The organism is Streptomyces kurssanovii (genome assembly GCF_040677245.1).
In the GTDB taxonomy this organism is placed as follows: domain Bacteria; phylum Actinomycetota; class Actinomycetes; order Streptomycetales; family Streptomycetaceae; genus Streptomyces; species Streptomyces kurssanovii.
This window is the reverse complement of sequence record NZ_JBFAQK010000027.1, coordinates 1-20249: the sequence shown is the minus strand read 5'-3', so window position 1 is coordinate 20249 and position 20249 is coordinate 1. Positions and strand designations below refer to the sequence as shown.

Annotated in this window: 16 protein-coding genes; 9 read left to right on the top strand and 7 right to left on the bottom strand. The window is 72.0% G+C overall.

What is annotated here, in order from left to right; genetic code table 11:
* Positions 1–106 precede the first annotated feature (106 nt).
* On the top strand, positions 107–1624 hold the full coding sequence (locus AB0K36_RS19955; RefSeq protein ID WP_364595960.1) for a hypothetical protein: 1518 nt from the start codon (positions 107–109) through the stop codon (positions 1622–1624).
* A gap of 32 nt (positions 1625–1656) precedes the next feature.
* Here AB0K36_RS19955 and AB0K36_RS19950 read toward each other — a convergent pair whose 3' ends face one another.
* From AB0K36_RS19950 to AB0K36_RS19940, 3 genes are all read right to left on the bottom strand, one after another.
* Positions 1657–3027, bottom strand: coding sequence for a cryptochrome/photolyase family protein (locus AB0K36_RS19950; protein WP_364595957.1), 1371 nt, complete (start codon positions 3025–3027; stop codon positions 1657–1659).
* A gap of 43 nt (positions 3028–3070) precedes the next feature.
* Positions 3071–4636, bottom strand: a complete 1566-nt coding sequence (locus AB0K36_RS19945) for an SDR family oxidoreductase (protein ID WP_364595954.1) — start codon at positions 4634–4636, stop codon at positions 3071–3073.
* A gap of 72 nt (positions 4637–4708) precedes the next feature.
* Positions 4709–5413 (bottom strand): TMEM175 family protein, encoded by a 705-nt coding sequence (locus AB0K36_RS19940; RefSeq protein ID WP_364595951.1) that lies wholly within the window; start codon positions 5411–5413, stop codon positions 4709–4711.
* A gap of 215 nt (positions 5414–5628) precedes the next feature.
* Between AB0K36_RS19940 and AB0K36_RS19935 the strand changes: the two genes are divergently transcribed.
* The 3 genes from AB0K36_RS19935 to AB0K36_RS19925 are packed head-to-tail and all read left to right on the top strand — an operon-like array spanning position 5629 to position 10373.
* Positions 5629–6576, top strand: coding sequence for an oxygenase MpaB family protein (locus AB0K36_RS19935; protein WP_364595948.1), 948 nt, complete (start codon positions 5629–5631; stop codon positions 6574–6576).
* Complete coding sequence (locus AB0K36_RS19930; RefSeq protein WP_364595945.1) at positions 6558–8819, top strand: serine/threonine-protein kinase; 2262 nt, start codon at positions 6558–6560, stop codon at positions 8817–8819. The genes AB0K36_RS19935 and AB0K36_RS19930 overlap by 19 nt, the downstream gene beginning before the upstream one ends.
* A gap of 9 nt (positions 8820–8828) precedes the next feature.
* The gene (locus AB0K36_RS19925) at positions 8829–10373 is read left to right on the top strand and encodes a phytoene desaturase family protein (protein ID WP_364595942.1); all 1545 of its coding nucleotides are present in this window, start codon (positions 8829–8831) and stop codon (positions 10371–10373) included.
* 154 nt (positions 10374–10527) lie between these two features.
* On the opposite strand, the gene AB0K36_RS19920 is transcribed toward AB0K36_RS19925, so the two are convergent.
* On the bottom strand, positions 10528–12351 hold the full coding sequence (locus AB0K36_RS19920; RefSeq protein ID WP_364595939.1) for a serine hydrolase domain-containing protein: 1824 nt from the start codon (positions 12349–12351) through the stop codon (positions 10528–10530).
* Positions 12352–12510: 159 nt separating this feature from the next.
* Between AB0K36_RS19920 and AB0K36_RS19915 the strand changes: the two genes are divergently transcribed.
* The 4 genes from AB0K36_RS19915 (at position 12511) to AB0K36_RS19900 (ending at position 17559) form a co-directional block, all read left to right on the top strand.
* Entirely contained in the window at positions 12511–13620 is a 1110-nt protein-coding gene (locus tag AB0K36_RS19915; RefSeq protein WP_364595936.1) for an NAD(P)H-dependent flavin oxidoreductase, read from the top strand.
* Positions 13617–15191, top strand: coding sequence for an acyl-CoA synthetase (locus AB0K36_RS19910; RefSeq protein ID WP_435877892.1), 1575 nt, complete (start codon positions 13617–13619; stop codon positions 15189–15191). Before AB0K36_RS19915 ends, AB0K36_RS19910 begins: the two co-directional genes overlap by 4 nt.
* A gap of 659 nt (positions 15192–15850) precedes the next feature.
* On the top strand, positions 15851–16240 hold the full coding sequence (locus tag AB0K36_RS19905) for a cupin domain-containing protein (protein WP_364595933.1): 390 nt from the start codon (positions 15851–15853) through the stop codon (positions 16238–16240).
* Positions 16241–16449: 209 nt separating this feature from the next.
* On the top strand, positions 16450–17559 hold the full coding sequence (locus tag AB0K36_RS19900; RefSeq protein ID WP_364595930.1) for a calcium:cation antiporter: 1110 nt from the start codon (positions 16450–16452) through the stop codon (positions 17557–17559).
* Positions 17560–17621: 62 nt separating this feature from the next.
* On the opposite strand, the gene AB0K36_RS19895 is transcribed toward AB0K36_RS19900, so the two are convergent.
* The 3 genes from AB0K36_RS19895 to AB0K36_RS19885 all read right to left on the bottom strand — a co-directional run bounded on the left by AB0K36_RS19895 (position 17622) and on the right by AB0K36_RS19885 (position 19036).
* A complete protein-coding gene (locus AB0K36_RS19895) occupies positions 17622–18020 on the bottom strand; it encodes a DUF2267 domain-containing protein (RefSeq protein ID WP_364595927.1) in 399 nt (132 codons plus the stop codon).
* A 73-nt stretch (positions 18021–18093) separates the two neighbouring features.
* Positions 18094–18489, bottom strand: coding sequence for a DUF2267 domain-containing protein (locus AB0K36_RS19890; RefSeq protein WP_364595924.1), 396 nt, complete (start codon positions 18487–18489; stop codon positions 18094–18096).
* 112 nt (positions 18490–18601) lie between these two features.
* Positions 18602–19036 (bottom strand): Hsp20/alpha crystallin family protein, encoded by a 435-nt coding sequence (locus tag AB0K36_RS19885; protein ID WP_189472852.1) that lies wholly within the window; start codon positions 19034–19036, stop codon positions 18602–18604.
* Positions 19037–19166: 130 nt separating this feature from the next.
* Here AB0K36_RS19885 and AB0K36_RS19880 point away from each other — a divergent pair, with 130 nt between their 5' ends.
* The gene (locus AB0K36_RS19880) at positions 19167–19841 is read left to right on the top strand and encodes a hypothetical protein (RefSeq protein WP_364595921.1); all 675 of its coding nucleotides are present in this window, start codon (positions 19167–19169) and stop codon (positions 19839–19841) included.
* Positions 19842–20249: the final 408 nt, after the last annotated feature.

Below are 20249 nucleotides of genomic sequence, written 5' to 3'. Positions count from 1 at the left end.
GCGCTCTGCGAACCTCGGAGCGCAGGTCTGGGCCGCCTCTCTACCGATAGCACCTGGGCGTCGAAACCCAGGAGCCATTCGGTGACGTTCCAGGCAGGATGCCTCTGTGAACCATGTTCTGTGCGGGCTCGCCGCCAACGTGAGCCTGCCGTCCGAGCTGGTCGACCGGCTGATCGCGGTCGCGGACGCCGAGATCGCTGCGGACCTCGCGCATCGGGACGACCTCAGCCACGCGCAGGCGGTGGTGCTGGCCTCTCGTGTCGAGGAATGCGCTGTGTCGCTTGCGTATGCAGGCCTGCTGACCGCCGCAGACATTGATGCCGCGACGCAACCGGACGTCGCGCTCGCCCTGCTGGCCGAGCGTGCCGGCCGCCCGGAGTGGGCGCGCCCCCTCGCGGAAGATCCCGTCGTCGAGCGCAGGGAGAAGCTGGCCGCCTGCTCCGGCCTTCCGCTCGATGTGGTGGAGATGCTGGCCACCGACCCGGACGTGCAGGTCGTCGCGGAGCTCGCGTTGTGGACGACACCGGAAACGGCCACCAGACTTGCGGCGCATCCGCATGCCGAGGTCCGTCGCGCGGTGGCGGCCAACGAGGCGACGCCACCGGCCGTACTGGCGGCGCTGCTCACCGGCGAGGGGCTGCCACCCGCACAACGGTGCCTGGTCTGCGACCGTGAAGAGGCGCCGTTCGCGCACGATCCACAATGCTCGCGACTCGACTGCGATCTGCCGTCCGGCGCCTCCTGCGACGGCTCCCACGAGTCCATCAGGCACGACACGCAGCAGACGGCGATTCGAAATCCCGTCACACCTGCCGAAGCCGTCGTCGGCTTCGTCGACCACCCTTCGCTGCAGTTGCGCTGGGCACTCGCCGGCCGCCCCGATCTGCCATCGGAGGTCTGCGCTCGGCTCGCCGTGGATCCGAACCCCGGTGTTCGAGCCGATCTCGCTGAGAATCCGGCGATCGACGACGTCCTGATCCGCGCACTGGCCACCGACCGCGACCACGAAGTGCGGCGCAGGCTCGCCCACAACCCGCTCGTACCGCTCGACGTGCTGACGCACCTGGCCGGCGCCACCAGGATCGGCGCCACTCTGCTGCCGCGGATCGCCTCGGCATCCCCCGACGAGGTCGAGAAGCTGGCCGAGTCGCCGAACCCGGCCGCGCGGATGCTCATAGCCCAGCGCCGCGATTTGCCACCCGCTGTACGCGACGCGCTGGCAGCCGACTCCGACGCAAAAGTGGTCAAGTCCATCGCTCCGCACCCGGGCCTCTCGGAAGGCCGACTGCGCACCATGCTCGACCGGCACGGAGTCCGGGTCGTCGCCAAGGTGGCCGCCAATCCGGACGCGACTCCGGCACTTCTGGAGGATCTTGCCCGGCACGAACCATCGGTGCGGAAGGCGTTCCGCGAGATCGCCCGGCATCGCAATGCGTCGGCACCGGCGCTGCTCGCCTGCCTGGCGGACGCACAGGCGAGGCCTGTAGCCGCCAGTCATGCGGCACTTCCGCCGCCGGTCATCGAAGAGCTACTCACCGACGCCGACTGGCAGGTGGTGGAGGCGGCAGCCGCCAATCCTTCGCTGCCCCTCGCCGTCATGTCGGATCTGATACCCCGGCTGTAGGCCCTGGCCGTCAGGGGTGTGAACGGTCTCCTTCAGTCCCGGCCGCGGGCGTGTTTGAACCGGGCAAGGCCGTCCGCGAGGTCGATCAGTGGCTCCGGGTAGGCCTGCTGTGCCCGTTCGGGCGGGGGCAGCCGCCATGGTTCGTGGATGTACCGGGTTACGACACCCTTGAGTTCCGGCACCCAGCGGCGTACGTACGTGCCCTGCGGATCGAAGCGTTTGCCCTGGACCACCGGGTTGAGCACGCGGTGGGGGCGCGTGTCCGTGCCGGTTCCGGCCACCCACTGCCAGTTCAGCTGATTGTTGACGATGTCCCCGTCCACCAGCAGGTCCAGGAAGTGACGCGCACCGACGCGCCAGTCCACGTACAGCGTCTTGGTGAGGAAGCTCGCCACCAGCAGCCGGGCCCGGTTGTGCATCCACCCCTCGTACCTGAGCTGGCGCATCGCCGCGTCGACCACCGGGTAGCCGGTGCGGCCCTCCTTCCACGCGGCGATCTCCTCAGCGGCCTCCTCGGAGTGCCAGTCGTCGTCGCGCGTGCGGTAGTCGCGTACCGAGGACTCCGGCCGGGCGGCCATCACCTGGTGATGGAAGTCGCGCCAGCACAGCTGCCGGACGAACGCCTCCGCCCCCGGGCCACCGCGTGCACGGGCCCGCTGCACGACGTCGACGGGGGAAAGCGCCCCGAAGTGCAGGTACGGAGAGAGCCTCGACGTCGCATCGCCGGCCAGGTCGTCGTGCCGGTCCTCGTAGGCGGCGAGCCCGCCGCGGACCCAGGCGGCCAGGCGCCGGCGCCCTTCGCTCTCGCCGCCCGCCGGAATGCCGGGGGAGACACCCGGCCCCGGACCGCGGGCCGGCAGCGGATCGCCGGCCACGTCCTCCGGGACCGGTACCTCACGCGGGGCGGCTTCCGGCGCACGCAGCCGTAGCGCGGACCAGCGGCGGAAATAGGGCGTGAAGACCGCGTAGTGGTCGGAGCCCGTCGGCACCACGGCACCCGGCGCGACGGCCGTCACCACGGCGTCGTGCGCGACCAGCCGCACGCCACGCGTGGCCAGTTCCTCGCGCAGCAACTCCTCACGCCGGTGTGCGAACCGGGTCACGCCCGCGGCCATGTGCACCTCGAGCGCCCCGCAGGCGGCGGCGACCGCGCCGACCTCGCGGGCCACCGGCCCCGCGCGCAGCACCAGCCGGCCGCCGCGCCGGTGCAGCGAGGCGTCGAGGTCGGCGAGACAGTCGGCGAGGAACGCCCGCCGGTTCGGCGCGTCGAAACCGGCATGGTGAACGGCCGGGTCGAGCACGAACAGCGGCACCACCTCGTCGGCGGCGCGCAGCGCCGCCCGCAGCGGGGGATGGTCGTGCAGACGCAGGTCGGAGGTGAACAGGACGACCGCGACGGTCATGCGCCACTCCTGCTTCCGGGCCGGCGCCCCCGGGGCCGGACCATCAGGACCCGCTGCCCGGGGAGGCCGACTCGCGGGCCCGCTCGTCGCGCGGGTCGCTTCCACGGGCCGGCTCTTCGGCGGCGGCCCGGGTGATGTTGCGCGCCATGCCGCCGAACACAAGGGCGTGGAACGGGGAGACGCTCCACCAGTAGGCGTGACCGAGGAGGCCGCGGGGGTGGAACAGGGCCCGCTGCCGGTAGCGGACGCGGCCCTCGTCGTCGTCCTCGGCGTACATCTCGAGCCAGGCGAGGCCGGGCAGCCGCATTTCCGCACGCAGGCGGAGCAGACACCCGGGCTCGATCTCCTCCACCCGCCAGAAGTCGAGCGAGTCGCCGGCCCGCAGACGCTCGGCGTCGCGACGGCCGCGGCGCAGCCCCACACCGCCGACGAAACGGTCCAGCCGGCCGCGCACCGCCCAGGCGAGCGGGAAGGAGTACCAGCCGTTCTCCCCGCCGATGCCTTCGATCACCTTCCACAGCGCCTGGCGGGACGCCTCGACCGTCCGCTGCCGTTCGTCCACGTACAGGCTGCCGCCGGCCCAGTCGGGGTCCGTGGGCAGCGGATCGCTCGGCGCGCCGGGCAGACCGGCCGACGACCAGCGGGTGGCGACCTGTGCTTCGCGGACACGCCGCAGCGCCAGGGCGACGGACTCGTCGAACGGCAGTGGGTGGCCGGGGGAGTCGGGCACGTAGCCGGCGATGTCGTGCTCCCGGCAGACGACCTCATGGCGCAGCGACTCCGTGAGCGGCCGGGCGATGGACGCGGGCACCGGTGTGACGAGGCCGACCCAGTGACTCGAAAGACCGGGAGTGAGGACCGGCACGGGCACGATCAACCGTCGCCGCAGCCCGGCGACGGCGGCGTATCGGCGCATCATCTCCCGATAGGTCAGGACGTCCGGACCGCCGATGTCGAACGCCCGGTTCACGTCGTCCGGCATGGTGGCCGAACCGACCAGATACCGCAGCACGTCGCGCACCCCGATGGGCTGGACGGGGGTGCGCACCCAGCTGGGGGTGACCATCACCGGCAGCCGTTCGGTCAGGTAGCGCAGCATCTCGAAGGACGCCGACCCGGAGCCGATGACGACGGCGGCCCGCAGCACGGTGGCGGGCACAGGCGCGTCGAGAAGGATCCGGCCGACCTCGGCACGCGAGCGCAGATGCGGGGAGAGCTCCCGCTCAGGAACGCCGCGAGGCGTGAGGCCGCCGAGGTAGACGATCCGCCGCACACCGGCCGCACGAGCCTGCTCCGCGAACGTCCGGGCAGCGCGGCGGTCCGTCTCCTCGAACCCGGAGCCGGTCCCCAGAGCGTGCACCAGGTAGTACGCGACGTCGATACCCCGCAGCGCCGCGGCGACCGAGTCGGCGTCGGTGACATCACCCTTGACCACCTCCGCCGTTCCCGCCCAGGGGTGGTCACGCAGTTTGCCCGGCGTGCGGGCGAGGCATCGCACCCGGTGGCCGGCCTTCAGCAGTTCCGGAACCAGCCGCCCGCCGATGTAGCCGGACGCGCCGGTCACCAGACAGTGCGGTCCGCCGCTCCCGGCGGTTCGGTCAGTGTCCACGTCAGCTCCTCCAGCGCTCACTGTTCCGTGCGCCGGCCGTTGTCACCGTGCGCCGGGAGCGACCGGCCTCGGTCATCGACCGGGCTCATCGCGTCTGCCAGGATCATGGCCGTGATCGTGTGACGTACTCTCCGGAGCCGAATCGCCGGCGGCGGCGCGCAGGCGGTTGCCCCGCTCGCCGAGCACCCATTTGACCGGGATCAGCACCGCCCACCAGAGCTTCGCGCCCGTCGGGGACACGAAGGCCAGCGGCACGGCGATGGCGAACACCGCCGCGGTCGCCGCGAGATCGGCCACGTCGTTGCGCGCGACACGGTCGGGCAGCGCCGCCCCCGACAGCCAAGGGCGCTTCCACAACGCGATCGTCAATGCGAGTTGTGCGATCCCCATGGCGGCGACGGCGCCGGAGTAGACGGCCACCGACCAGGACAGGTCCCCGTACTCGGCCAGCAGGGTGGTGGGGAAGGGCATCAGGGCGATCAGCCCCAGGCCCAGCAGCCCCAGCCTGATGACCGTCCCGTCCACCTTCTCCACGTACCGGAAGACCTGGTGGTGGCCCCGCCAGAACGCCGCGATGACCAGGAAACTGAGAGCGTATGCCCACACGCTGGGCATCACATCCGCCAGCGCCTCGTCGAAATCGGCGGAGTTCACACCGTCGGGCAGTGCGATGTCCAGCGCCAGCAAGGTCATGGCGATGGCGAACACGCCGTCCGACAGTGCGATCAGCCGGACCGCGCTCCCCTCGTCGTCCCGTACTCGCTGGTGGCCCTTCACACTGCCCCACCTTAGGGTCGGAAGTTCTTGAATACCCGGATTGATCCTTTCGGTCCGGACGCACTTACCATGGTTCGACCCGCCCGCGGCGCCGGTTGCGAGGTGACCGTCGAGCGGCAGTGCCGGACGAGGGAGCTGGGTGACCCATGACCCCGGACATGACCCCGAAGACCCCTGACACGACGCCTCACACGACGTCCGACACGTCATCTCACATGACTCCGGACACGGCGCCCGGACACGCCGCCGACCCCGGACTGTTCGGACCCGGCTCCGTGACCTGGAACATCCACGGCGACCCGATGATGTGGATCGCCGGCGTGCGCGCCCTCTACCTTCAGGCGCTGCATCCCCGCGCCGTCCGCGGCGTCATGCAGAACTCGGACTTCCGCGAGGACGCCTGGGGCCGGCTGATGCGCACCGCGGACTTCGTCGGCACCATCACCTACGGAACCGCCGAGGCCGCGGAGAAGGCCGGCGCCCGCGTCCGCCGGATCCACAGCCGGCTCAAGGCCACCGACCCCGCCACCGGGGAACGCTACGGCGTCGACGAACCGGAACTGCTGCTGTGGGTGCACTGCGCGGAGGTCGGCTCCTACCTCGAGGTCGCCCGCCGCTCAGGGCTCCCGCTGGACGACGAGCACGCCGACCGCTACCTCGGCGAACAGCGGGAAGCCGCCCGCCTCGTCGGGCTGGACCCCGCCGCCGTGCCCGCCACCGTCGGAGAGCTGGCGGACTACTTCGAGACGGTCCGGCCGGGACTCGCCGCCGGCCCGGAGGCCCTCGACGTCGACGACTTCCTCCGCCGCCCGCCCGTCCACCCGCTCCTGGTCCCGGCACGCCGACTGGCATGGGAGCGCGTGTCGGCACTCGCGTACAACGCCCTGCCCCCGTACGCCCACGACCTCTACGGCAGAGCCGCCCCGCCGCCCGGACGCGTGACACGGCAACTCACCGTCACGGGCAACCTGCTGCGCTGCGTCCCCTCCCGTATACGCTGGCAACTCCCGCCCGGTCACATTCTCGAAGCGATGGCGCGACTCGGGCCCGGCGCACGCCCGGCCCCGTACAAACTACGCAGACGGGCCGCCATACTGGACCGGCCGGGGAGGGCGCAGCGAAGTGACGGGGGCGACAGCACGCGATGGCGGAAACCAGACTGATCCAGGACCGCTACCGACTGCTCGATCTCATCGGGCGGGGCGGCATGGGCGAGGTGTGGCGGGCCCGCGACGAATCCCTCGGCCGTCATGTGGCCGTCAAGTGCCTGAAGCCGATCGGGTCCCAGCACGACCGGTCCTTCACCCGGATCCTGCGGGAACGCTTCCGCCGTGAGGCCCGCGTCGCCGCGGCCCTCCAGCACCGGGGCGTGACCGTCGTCCACGACTTCGGCGAGCACGAGGGCGTCCTGTACCTGGTGATGGAGCTGCTCGAGGGGCGCAACCTCAGCCAGCTGCTCGAGGACAACAAGCAGCAGCCGCTGCCCGTCACCGATGTCGTCGACATCGCCGACCAGATCGCCGACGCCCTCGACTACACCCACGAACAGGGCATCGTCCACCGGGACCTCAAGCCCGCCAACATCATGCGGCTCACCGGCGGCGGCGCGGTGAAGATCTGCGACTTCGGCATAGCGCGCCTCGGGGAGGACATCGGCTTCACGTCCAAGCTCACCGGCACCGGCATCGCCATGGGCACCCCGCACTACATGTCACCGGAGCAGATCGCCGGCGGACAGGTCGACCACCGCAGCGACCTGTACTCGCTGGGCTGCGTGCTCTACGAGCTCGCCACCGGCTCCCCGCCCTTCGACGTCGGCGACACCTGGTCGATCCTCGTCGGGCACCGTGACACCGTGCCCCGGCCGCTGCGTGAACACCGCGACGAGATCCCCGAGTTCCTCGACCTGATGGTCCTCGACCTGCTCGCCAAGACCCCCGAGGAGCGGCCCGCCGCCGCAGGCGAGCTGCGGCGCAGGATCGGCGCGTCCGGACACACGCGGCACGTCCCCGCCGTCGTCCCGCTCCAGCGCCGGCCCGTGCCCGACGCCTCCCGGGAGGCCGCCCTGCCCTACTGGACACGCGGCATGACGGTCGGCCACAAGGCGACCGGCGCCTTCGCCGCGCAGTCCGTGGCACCGGAGAAGGACCACACCGCGGCGCTCACCGGCCGGTGGACCAGCCCGTCCGTCGCCGCCGTCCCGCACACCGGCGCCCGTGTGCCCGCCCAGGTCCCCGCCCGGCCCACTCCGCCGCCCGAGCTGCTCGCCGTCCTCGCCACCCGGCACAACGCGGGTCTGAGCCTGGGCCGCCTCGGCCGGTGGGAGGAGGCGGGGGAGGTGCACCGCGCGGTGGCCGCGGAACGCGAGGCGTTGCTGGGCGCCGACCACCCCGACACCCTGTCCAGCCGTTACGAGGTCGGCTTCAGCCTCAGCCGCACCGGCCGCGCCACGGAGGCGCTCGAGGAGTTCGGCCGGGTCGCCGCCGGCCGCGAGCGCGCCCTCGGCCCCGACCATCCCGACACGCTCGCCGCCCGCCAGGAGACGGCGTACGTGCTCGGCGGGCTCGGACGGTACGCCGAGGCCGACCGGATCTACGCGGCCGTACTCGAGTCCCGCGAGCGCGCCATGGGGGCCGACCACCCCGACACCCTGCGCTGCCGGCACAACCTCGCCTTCAACCTGAGCCGGATGGGCCGGATCGAGGAGTCCCTCCGGATCGCCGGCGACGTGGCGGCGGCCCGCGCCCGCGTGCTCGGCGCCACCCACCGGGACACCCTGGTCACCCGCTACGAGATGGCCTACGCGCTCGGACTGATGGGCCGTTGGGCCGAGGCGCTCGCCACGTACCAGGACGTCGCCGCGGCCCGCACCGCGACCCTCGGCCCCGATCACCCGGACACCCTCGCGGCCCGGTACGAGACCGGGATCTGCCTCGGCCGGCTCGGCCGCGGCGCGGAGGCCCTGGACCTCTACCGCTCCCTCGTCGAGGACCGCACCCGTGTCTGCGGGCCCGACGACCCGGAGACCCTCCGCGCGCGCCACGGACTCGGCGTCAATCTCGGCCGGCTCGGCCGCTGGGAGGAGGCCCTCGCGGAGGCGCGCGAAGTGAGCGCCCTGCGCGAGCGGGTCCTCGGCCCCGACCACCCCGACACGCTGGTGAGCCGGCGCGAGGTGGCCGTGGCGCTCGGCTGGCTCGCCCGCTGGGCCGACGCGCTCGGCGTCTACGAGCAGGTGGCGCGGGAACGAGAACGGATCCTCGGCCCCGACCACCCCGACGCGCTGTCCAGCAGGAACGACGAGGCGCACTGCCTGGAGCAGCTGGGCCGCCACACCGAGGCGCTGGAGCTGTACCGGCGGGTCGCCGCGCTGCGCGGGACGGTGACGGAGCGGGCGTCCGGCGGTTAGTGTCCGCCCATGCCCGCACTCGCCTCGTACGACGCCGTCATCGTGGGCGGCGGCCACAACGGCCTGGTCGCCGCCGCCTATCTGGCTCGCGCCGGGCGCTCCGTCCTGCTGCTGGAGCGCCGGCCGCACACCGGGGGAGCGGCCGTCTCCGCCCGTCCGTTCCCCGGTGTCGACGCCCGCCTGTCCCAGTTCTCCTATCTCGTCTCGCTGCTGCCCGACAAGATCGTGCGCGACCTGAAGCTGGACTTCGCGGTGCGCAAGCGCACCATCTCCTCCTACACGCCCAAGGGCGACGGCGGCCTGCTGGTGGGCGGCGCCCGGACCAGGGAGTCCTTCGGGGCCCTCACCGGCGGGGACCGCGAGTACGAGGCGTGGCGCGAGTTCTACGGCATCACCGGCCAGGTCGCCCGGCGGGTCTTCCCGATGCTGACGGAGCCGCTGCCCACAAGGGACGAGCTACGGAGGCGGGTCGACGACGAGCAGGCCTGGCGGATGCTCTTCGAGGAGCCGATCGGCGCCGCGATCGAGAAGCGGTTCACCGACGACCTGGTCCGGGGGGTCGTTCTCACCGACGCCCTCATCGGCACGTTCGCCGACGCCCACGATCCGTCGCTGGTGCAGAACCGCTGCTTCCTCTATCACGTCATCGGCGGCGGCACCGGCGACTGGGACGTGCCGGTCGGCGGGATGGGCGCGCTCACCGACGCGCTGGCCGCCGCGGCTCGCGACGCGGGCGCGGAGTTCGCGCTCGAACACGAGGTCACCCGGATCGACACGGACGGCGAGCGGGCCGAGGTCGCCTACCGGAACCGCGTGGGCGAGGGGGCGGTCGGCGCCCGCCGGGTCCTGGTGAACGCCTCGCCGCAGGCGCTCGCCGCGCTCCTCGGAGAGGAGAGCCCGGAACCCGCCGAGGGCGCGCAGCTGAAGGTCAACATGCTGCTGCGGCGGCTGCCGCGGCTGCGGGACGGCTCCGTGGCGCCCGAGGACGCCTTCTCCGGCACGTTCCACGTCTCGGAGGGCTACGGCCAACTGGCCACCGCCTACCAGGAGGCGGCCGCGGGGCGGCTGCCGAGCGCTCCGCCGTCCGAGATCTACTGCCACTCGCTGACCGATCCGTCGATCCTCTCGCCGGAACTCGCGGCCCAGGGCTGCCACACACTGACGCTCTTCGGACTGCACACCCCCGCCAGGCTGTTCGCCGAGGACAACGAACGGACACGCGCGGAGCTGCTGGCCACGACGCTCGCGGAACTCGACGCGTACCTGGCGGAGCCGATCGCCGACTGCCTCGCCCTCGACGCGAACGGCGAACCGTGCATCGAGGCGAAGACGCCGCTGGATTTGGAGCGGGAACTGCGGCTGCCCGGCGGCCACATCTTCCACCGTGACCTGTCCTGGCCGTACGCCACCGGCACCGGCACCGGCACCACGGGGCGGTGGGGCGTGGAGACCGCGCACGCCAACGTCCTGCTGTGCGGCGCGGGCGCCGTCCGCGGCGGCGGAGTCAGCGGCGTGCCGGGACACAACGCCGCGATGGCCGCGCTGGGGCGCTGACGCCCGCGCGGCGGACGAGGCTCCGGGCCGGGGGTCTGCCGCGCGGCGGGCGAGGCTTCGGGCGGGGGGTCTGCCGTGCGGCGGGACGGGGCGCCGGCCGGGTGCCGGCGCCCCGTGTCGGGCAGGGGCGCCGGTCCCGGCCGGTGAGGGGGCGTCAGTCCCTGGAGGCCGTCCAGCCCTTGGGGTCGATCAGGGCGGCGTCCTCGGGGCGGGCCTCGTCGAAGGCCGCCGGGCCAGGGCCGTCCTCGACGCGGATCGCGTCGACGTACGCGCCCCGGCCGACGTAGAGCTGGTCGGTCGCGTACCGCCAGCGCAGCCGTACCGGCGAGCCGCGCCACGCGGTCAGGTCCGCGGTGACCCGGTGCCATGCCCGCCCGGACCAGCCGGTGGCCGAGCCGGCAGGGTGCGGTGACTCCTCGCCCCCCTTGCGGGCCGCCGTGAACGGGACCGGCCGCCAGGTCGCCCCGTCGTCCTGGGACGCCTCGAGGTACAGCGCGTCGGAGCGCGGTTCGGTGTCCCACCACAACGAGCACCGCAGCAGGGGCCCGGCCGAGGCGAGGGTGAGCGCGGGCAGCGTGAGGGTCGCCGCCGTGGAGCCGGCCATGCCGGCGAACCAGGCGGTGCGGCCGTGGTCGGGACGGACGGCGACGGCCCTGGCCATGTTGTTGGCCGCGGCGACCCGGGGCGCGCTGCCGGACCGCCAGCTGCGGACGGGGTGGACGGAGTTGCCGAGCACGATCAGGAACGAGTCGGTGGTCGGGTCGAGGACGAGGCTGGTGCCGGTGAAGCCGGTGTGCCCGGCGGTCCGCGGTGTCGCCATCGCGCCCATGTACCAGTGCTGGTAGAGCTCGAAGCCGAGGCCGTGCTCGTCGCCGGGGAAGGCGGTGTTGAAGTCGGAGAACATCAGCTCGACGGAGGCCGGGCGCAGGATCCGGGAGCTCCCGTAGACGCCCCCGTTGAGCAGCGTACGGGCGAGGACCGCCAGGTCCCATGCACAGGAGAAGACGCCGGCGTGCCCGGCCACGCCGCCGAAGCTGTACGCGTTCTCGTCGTGGACCTCGCCCCACACCATGCCGCGTTCGAGTCCGGACCAGGGGAGCCTGGCGTCCTCGGTCGCCGCGATCTTCGGCTTCCAGGAGGCCGGTGGATTGAAACGCGTGCGGTGCATCCCTAGCGGAGCAGTGATCTCGTCGTGGAGCAGCGCATCCAGCGGGCGACCGGTGATCTTCTCCAGCACGAGCTGGAGCGAGATCAGGTTGAGGTCGGAGTAGAGGTACGTGGTGCCGGGCGGGTTCGCGGGGGCCTCGTTCCACAGCCGCTCGAGCCTGGCCTCCTGCGTGGGCTCCCTGAACAGCGGGATCCAGGAACGGAAGCCGGAGGTGTGCGTGAGCAGCTGACGCACCGTGATGTCCTGCTTGCCCGCACCGGCGAACCGCGGCAGGTAGGAGGCGACCGGGGCCTCCAGCTCCAGCGTGCCCCGCTCGATCTGCTGCACCGCCAGCACGGACGTGAAGAGTTTCGAGACGGACGCCAGGTCGAAGACGGTGTCCTCGGTCATGGGGATCTGCTGGTCGGCCGGGAGTTCGACGGCCGTGTCGGTCTTCTCGTCGTACGCCGAGTAGCGCAGCGCCTTGCCGATCGCCCGGTGCAGCGCCACCGTGCCGCCCCGCCCGGCGAGCAGCACCGCCCCCGCGTACCACGGGTGCTTGGGGGAAGGGGCGAGGAACTTCTCGGCGTCCGAGACCAGTTGGTCGAGATGACGGGCCAGCAGCCCGGCCCGCTGCGGAGTGCCCCGCCGCAGTGTCGGCCGGTGTCCCGAGCCGCCGCCCGGGTTCGTTCCACCGGCGCCCGGGCCTCCGTCGCGTCCGGCAGCCGCCGCGAAGGGGACCGGTCCCAGGGCGAGCGCACCGCCCAGTGTCAGCACTCCGCCGCCCAGCCTTCGTCTGCTGATCCCTCTGCCCGCCGAGTCGTCGGTCATACGGACCCCTCTCTGCGCGTCTTTGAAAGTATCTTTCGGATCTTCCACGACACGTGAAACTTTCTTGCGGTCCTCTGGGTCTGTCAACCACTCCAAAGAATCTGACGCTGCATCAGAAAACGTCTTCCCTCGTCCGGCGCCCTGCGGCATCCTGCGCCCATGGAGACGGAGCTGAGCAGACAACTGGGCATCGAGCACGCCATCTTCGGCTTCACACCGTTCCCCGCGGTGGCCGCCGCCATCAGCCGTGCCGGAGGCTTCGGCGTACTCGGCGCGGTCCGCTACACCGCGCCCGACGACCTCAGGCGAGACCTCGGCTGGATGCAGGAGCACACCGGCGGCATGCCCTACGGGCTCGACGTCGTCATGCCCGCCAAGAAGGTCGAGGGCGTGAGCGAGGCGGACGTCGAGGCGATGATCCCCGAGACGCACCGCAGATTCGTGACCGACACCCTCGCCCGGCACGGCGTACCCGAACTGGCCGAGGGCGAGGCCTCCGGATGGCGCATCACCGGCTGGATGGAGCAGGTGGCCCGCAGCCAGCTCGACGTCGCCTTCGACCACCCCGTCAAACTGCTCGCCAACGCCCTCGGCCCGCCACCCGCCGACGTCGTCGCACGCGCCCACGACCAGGGAGTCCTCGTCGCCGCCCTCGCCGGAAGCGCCGCGCACGCCCGCCGCCACGCCGAGGCGGGCATCGACGTCGTCGTCGCCCAGGGGTACGAGGCCGGCGGCCACACCGGTGAGATCGCCTCCATGGTGCTCACCCCCGAAGTCGTCGAAGCGGTCGGCCCCTTGCCGGTCCTCGCGGCCGGAGGCATCGGGAGCGGCGAGCAGATCGCCGCGGGCCTCGCCCTCGGCGCCCAGGGCGTCTGGCTCGGCTCCCTGTGGCTCACCACCACCGAGGCCACCCTCGGATCCCGCGCCCTCACCGCGAAACTGCTGGCCGCGGGCTCCGGCGACACCGTCCGCTCCCGCGCCCTCACCGGCAAGCCGGCCCGCCAGCTGCGCACCGCCTGGACGGACGCCTGGGACGACCCGGCAGGCCCCGGCACCCTGCCCATGCCGCTCCAGGGACTGCTCGTGGCGGAAGCGGTATCCCGCATCCAGCGGTACGAGGTCGGGCCGCTGCTGGGCACCCCCGTAGGTCAGATCGTCGGCCGCATGAACTCCGAGCGCAGCGTACGGGAGGTCTTCGACGACCTGACCCGCGGCTTCGAGCGGGCCGTCGACCGGATCAACCGCATCGCCGGAAGGAGCACGTCATGACCGGTGCGCCGATGGACGCGTCCGCGCCGGCAGGGAACGGCTTCTGGGCGCAGGCCGCCGCTGACCCCGGCCGAACCGTACTGACCGCCCCGGCCGGCGGGAGCTGGACGGCAGGCGAACTGCATGCCGCAGCCAACCGGCTGGTGCACGGGCTGCGCGCGGCGGGCCTCGAACGCGGGGACGCGTTCGCCGTCGTCCTGCCGAACTGCGCGGAACTCGTCACCGCCTATCTCGCCGCCGCCCAGGCGGGCTTCTACCTGGTCCCCGTCAACCACCACCTGGTCGGCTCCGAGATCGCGTGGATCGTCTCCGACTCCGGCGCCAAGGTGCTCGTCACCCACGAACGCTTCGCCGACGCGGCGGCCGCCGCCGCCGACGAGGCGGACCTGCCGCGGACCCACCGCTACTCCGTCGGCGACGTGGCCGGTTTCCGCCCCTACGAGGAACTCCTCGAGGGACATCCGGACACACCGCCGCAAGGCCGCACGCTCGGCTGGGTCATGAACTACACCTCCGGCACCACCGGCCGTCCGCGCGGCGTCCGGCGGCCACTGCCCGGCAGGCTCCCCGAGGAGAGCCACCTCGGCGGCTTCCTCGGCATCTTCGGCATCCGGCCCCACGACGGGAACGTGCACCTCGTCTGCTCGCCGCTGTACCACACGGCGGTGCTGCAGTTCGCGGGCGCGGCCCTGCACATCGGGCACCCCCTCGTACTGATGGACAAGTGGACGCCCGAGGAGATGCTGCGCCTCATCGACGCGCACCGTTGCACGCACACCCACATGGTGCCGACCCAGTTCCACCGACTGCTCGCCCTGCCGGAGGAGGTGAAGCGGCGCTACGACGTCTCGTCGATGCGGCACGCCGTCCACGGCGCGGCACCCTGCCCCGAGCACGTCAAAAGAGCCATGATCGACTGGTGGGGCGGCTGTGTCGAGGAGTACTACGCGGCCAGCGAGGGCGGCGGCGCGTTCGCGACGGCCGACGAATGGCTCAAGCGGCCCGGCACGGTCGGCAGGGCCTGGCCGATCAGTGAGCTGGCCGTCTTCGACGACGACGGCAACCGGCTGCCGCCGGGGGAACTCGGCACGGTCTACATGAAGATGACGACCGGCGGCTTCAGCTACCACCGGGACGAGGCAAAGACGCGGAGCAACCGCATCGGAGACTTCTTCACGGTCGGCGACCTCGGCCACCTCGACGAGGACGGCTACCTCTTCCTGCGCGACCGCAAGATCGACATGATCATCTCGGGCGGGGTGAACATCTATCCCGCCGAGATCGAGGCCGCACTGCTCACCCACCCCGCGGTCGCGGACGCGGCGGCCTTCGGCGTCCCGCACGCCGACCGGGGCGAGGAGGTCAAAGCCGTGGTGGAACCGGCGGACGGCCACCCGCCGGGCGACGCCCTCGCCGCCGCGATCCTCACCCACTGCGAACGGCACCTGGCCCCCTACAAGCGCCCCAGATCGGTGGACTTCGTCGCCTCCATGCCACGCGATCCCAACGGCAAGCTCTACAAGCGGCGCCTGCGGGAGCCGTACTGGGAGGGCCACGAACGCGCCTTGTGACCGCGGGCGGCCACCGACGACGGATGGCACCCGCACCGTCGCACCCGGCCCGGTGCCGGTGTCGCCGGTCACGCTCGCCGCCCGCGGCCCGAGACGTCCGCCCGGCTGCCGGGCTGCGTACGGCCGCGATGAACCCGGTCCCGTCGCGAGGACCGATGGGACCGTGGATGATGGGCCGATGCCGGTCCGCACGGAGAGTCTGCCGCACGCTTCGAACGGCACCATGAGAGTGCGGGTCCATACCCACATCGGCATCGCCGTCGTTCGCTGGCACGGTGATCCACAAGAGGCGCCGTCTCTTCTGCCGAGCCGGAACTCCGCCAGGAGGACAATCGCGTGATCATGAGGGGCATGGTCCACCTTGACGAGGCCGGCCCGTGGCTTCAGCTGGCTGACTGGCCCGTGCTCGTCGACATGGCATCGCCCGTGCACAGAGACACGGACGGATCCTGGGTGGAGATCAGTGTCGAAGCAGACCACGTCGGCCTGCACCCCTACCGGATTTGAAGGCCACAGGCGCTGCCCACCGGCCACTCCGGGCAGCCACGCTCCCTTCCGGCCAGCCGCCCGGACCGGCACACCAACGGCCGTTGGCAGTTCTCGGGCCTGTGCCGGACGTCCGAGGACGCGCACAAGAGCCACTGCTAGCGTCCCGCCGTGTGAACGACAGCGTGTACGTGGGCAACGCGGGCAAGGATGCGGCACTGGACCGCGGGTGGCTGCTCGGGCACTTCAAGGACGCCGGCGATGCGCGGCACAGCGAGGCTGTAGAGATCAAATGGGGTGTCCACCCCCGTGGCGACGAGCGACTGCACTGGGTGGAGGGCGAGGAGCGCACCGCTCTCCTGGTTCTCATCAGCGGCCGCTTCCGCGTCGAATTCCCCGGCCGCAGCGCCCTGCTGGAAGAGCAAGGCGATTACGTGGTGTGGGGGCGCGGAGTCGACCACTCGTGGTTCGCGGAGGAAGAGTCGGTGGTTCTGACGGTTCGGTGGCCGTCCGTGCCGGGCTACGCAGTGGCAGAGAAAGGTCAGGCGCGACTGCAGAGCTGACCCGCCGAAACGCTCGGCGGAATGACCGCCTGCGTTCGGCCTCGGCGGAGATGGGCCTCGCATCATCGGCCGCGCCGCGTCCGCCTTGCGGACCTCGGCATCGTCAGCACGACGGGACGTCGCCTCCTTGCCCTCCTCAGGCCGCAGGACTGCGCAGGCAGCCGCGGGTCGTCGCGCGGTGACCGCCGGGCGCTGGCAGCCTGGCACCTATGAGCGCGGTGAAGATCAAGTCCGTCATGGGTCAATGGACCGTCTGGGTGCCGCTGGTCGCGCTGGTCGCCCTGGTGCTCAGCTGGGGCAGGGACCTGCCGCTGCTCGCGGTGGTCGTCGTCGCCTTCTGCCTGGCCGGTGCGGTGCTCGCCGCCGTGCACCACGCCGAGGTCGTCGCCCACCGGGTGGGGGAGCCGTTCGGGTCGCTGGTGCTCGCCGTCGCCGTGACCGTCATCGAAGTGGCGCTCATCGTCACTCTCATGGTCGACGGAGGCGACAAGTCGGCGTCCCTTGCCCGGGACACCGTGTTCGCCGCCGTGATGATCACCTGCAACGGGATCGTCGGACTGTCCCTGCTGGTGGCGGCCCTGCACCGCAGAGTCGCCGTGTTCAACGCCGAGGGGTCCGGCGCCGCGCTCGCCACCGTCGCGACCCTCGCCACCCTCAGTCTGGTGCTGCCGACCTTCACCACGAGCAAGCCGGGCCCGGAGTTCTCCGCCGCCCAGCTGACGTTCGCCGCGGTGGCATCACTCGGGCTGTACGGGCTGTTCGTCGCGATGCAGACCGTACGTCATCGTGAGCACTTCCTCCCCGTCACGTACGACGGGGCCGTCAAGGACGCCACGGACGAGGAGCGCTCGGCGGTGCCCGGCCGCTCGGTCGCTCTGCTGAGCCTCGTCATGCTCCTCGTCGCGCTGGTCGCCGTGGTGGGCGACGCCAAGGCGGTGTCGCCCACCATCGAGTCCGGCGTCGATTCCGCGGGGCTGCCGCACTCCGTCGTCGGCGTCGTCATCGCCCTGCTCGTCCTCATGCCGGAGACGCTCGCCGCGGTGCGTGCCGCCCGCCGGGACCTGGTGCAGCGGAGCCTCAATCTGGCGCTCGGGTCCGCCATGGCCAGCATCGGGCTGACGATCCCGGTGATCGCCCTGGCCACCATCTGGCTGGAGGGGCCGCTGCTGCTCGGTCTCGGTGCCACCCATATGGTGCTGCTCGCGCTCACCGTCGTCGTCGGCGCTCTCACCATCGTGCCCGGCCGGGCCACGCTGCTCCAGGGCGGCGTGCATCTGGCGATCCTCGCCGCGTACATCTTCCTGGCCGTGAGCCCGTGAGCCCGTGAGCCGTGAGCCGTGAGCCCGCGGGCCATGGCCGGGCGGTGCGGCGCGTGGGACGGTCAGGCGGCCGCGGTGAGTTCGGCCCGGCCGAAGAGGAGCGCGTAGCCGCGCGGCAGCTCGGACAGCATCCGCAGGGAGAGGTCCTCGCCGGCGAGCTGCGCGATCAGCGAGAGGACGGTGCTGGTGGCCCAGCGCGCCTCCGGTCCGGTGCACGCGGGCAGGTGTCCGGCGACGGCGTCGACGAACGCGGGTGCCGTCAACGGCTCCGTGAGCGGGATCTGGGCGGTGAGGAGCGCGGCAGCCTCGACGGGCAGCAGGCGGGCCAGTTCGCAGCGTTCGTCGCCGCTGACATGACTGCCCAGGACGGTCAACACGGCACGCAGAACGTCTTCGGCCTCCTCGCCGGTCGCATAGCGCCCCGAATAGCGCACCTGCTCGATGAGCTGCTGCCACTGCACGGTCGGTGGTCCTCTCTTTCGTTGTGGTCCTGCCACGTCGGTGCCGCACCGCGTGGCGGGTCGGTCTGGTGTGTCAGATGTGCTGGGGTCGCCCGAAAAGGACGTCGTAGCCCGGGGGCAGCTGGAGCAGGACACGGCGCGACAGGTCGTCGCCGGCGGCGTCGGCCGCCACGCTCAGTACCGCGCTGACGTCCCACTTGGCGGTCTGTTCCGTCGCCCCGTCGATCCAGGCCGCCGTCGCCCGCACGAAGCGCTCCGGATCCAGGGGCTCTGCCGCCTGAAGCGGATTGAGCAGGATCATGGCGAAGGTCTCCGGAAGCCGCGCTGCCAGCTCCGCGCGCTCCTTGCCCACCAGATGCGCCCCGAGCAGGGCGAGCACAGTGCGGGCGGCCCGTTCGGCCTCCTGAGCCGACGAGTATTCGCCGCGCTCCTGCACGGCGTCGAGAAATGCCTGCCAACGCATGGCCATCTGCTGCCCCCTGACTCTGCTCGCGGACTGTGCTCGCGACGGTGGCGGAGGACGGGGCCGGGAGGGGGAGTGCGTGGTGCCCCGTCCTCCGTCGATGAGTGACGGCTGCCGCTCAGCCGCCGATCTGCTTCTGTTCCCCGCCGGCGCGGATGCTGATCTTGCGGGGCTTGGCGCGTTCGGCGATCGGGATGCGCAGGGTCAGGACACCTGCGTCATAAGCCGCCTCGATGTGTTCGGTGTCGAGAGTGTCGGCCAGCATCACCTGCCGGGAGAAGACTCCCAGCGGCCGCTCGGACAGCTCCATCTGGACGTCGTCGGCCTTGGTGGCCGGTCGCCGTTCCGCCTTCACTGTCAGCATGTTGCGCTCGACGTCGATCTCGATCGCGTCGGAGGACACGCCGGGCAGATCGAAGGCGATCACGTAGACGTCGCCCTCGCGGTAGGCGTCCATCGGCATCGCCGACGGGCTCGACCAAGTGCCGCTGGAACCCAGGAGCTGCTGGGTGAGCCGGTCGAGTTCACGGAACGGGTCGGTGCGCATCAACATCGCAGAACACCTCCATTGGTTCAGGCAGTAGTGCCAAGGCCAATGCGCTTCACCTGACACCGTTGTAACATGTCATCCATCCGATGACAAGACGGAATGTCATTGAAAGGGTGACACCTCAGGAGGCAGCGTGACCCCAGCCGACCAGGCCGGACCGCCGAGCAGCCCCGCTTCGTTGCTCGCCGCGACGGCGGCACTGCGGACCATCGACGAAGCGGTGCGCACTGCCCGTGCCGGCACCGGCCGTGACCACCATGACGACGGCGACCCCGGCCCCACCGGGCCGGAAGAGGCCTTGGCCGCCCTGCTCCTGCTGCGTGAGATGCGCCGGCAGCTCGCCGGCTGGGAGACGGGCCTGATCGAGGCGGCCCGTGACGCGGGCGCGAGCTGGGCCGACCTGGCCCAGCCCCTCGGTGTCGCCAGCCGCCAGGCCGCCGAGCGCCGCTATCTGCGGCTGCGCCCCGGCGCCGCCGGCACCACGGGTGAACAGCGAATCCAGGCCACCCGGGACCGGCGTGCCGCCAACCGCACCGTCACCGCCTGGGCCCGCGACAATGCAGCCGACCTGCGCCGGCTGGCGGGTCAGATCGCCTCCCTCGGCGACCTTCCCAGCCGGGCCCGTGGCACGGTGGACGACCTCGTCCGGGCCCTCGGCGACGACGACGCCGCCGGCCTCGTCGGCCCGCTGATGGAGTCCCGCGCGCATCTGGGCGACCACCCGGAACTGGCCGCCCGCGTCGACGACCTCGATCGCCAGGCCACGAAGCTGCGCCGGAGCAGCGACCGGCGCCGTACCGCCGGCTGACAGCGACCCGCCGCCGCGACCGGACCCGACATACGCCTGTGCGGGCCTGCCCCGGCCGGGCGGGCACCGGGCCGGCGGCCGCCTCGACGGCGCTACGTCGCCCCGGTGCCGCCACCGGCCGTGCAACGGTTGCCCAAGCAGCCGTCGATCCCGGCCAGAGCGGTGGCGACCTCGAGAACCGCGCCGCCCGGCGGCCCTGCATGTGTTCCGGCACACGAGCATGCTCGGGGCGCGCCGAGGCGCCCGGCAGCCGCAGCCGAAGCCGCTCCACCTCCAGCGCGGCGCCGCGCGGTTGCCGGCCGTGACCGGCCGAAGCCGTCGGTGGGGGGGTGTGGCCAGGGGCCCACACCCAGGGTAACAAGAAAACAGAAAAGAAACAAGAAAAAAAAAAGAAAATGAGACAAAAAA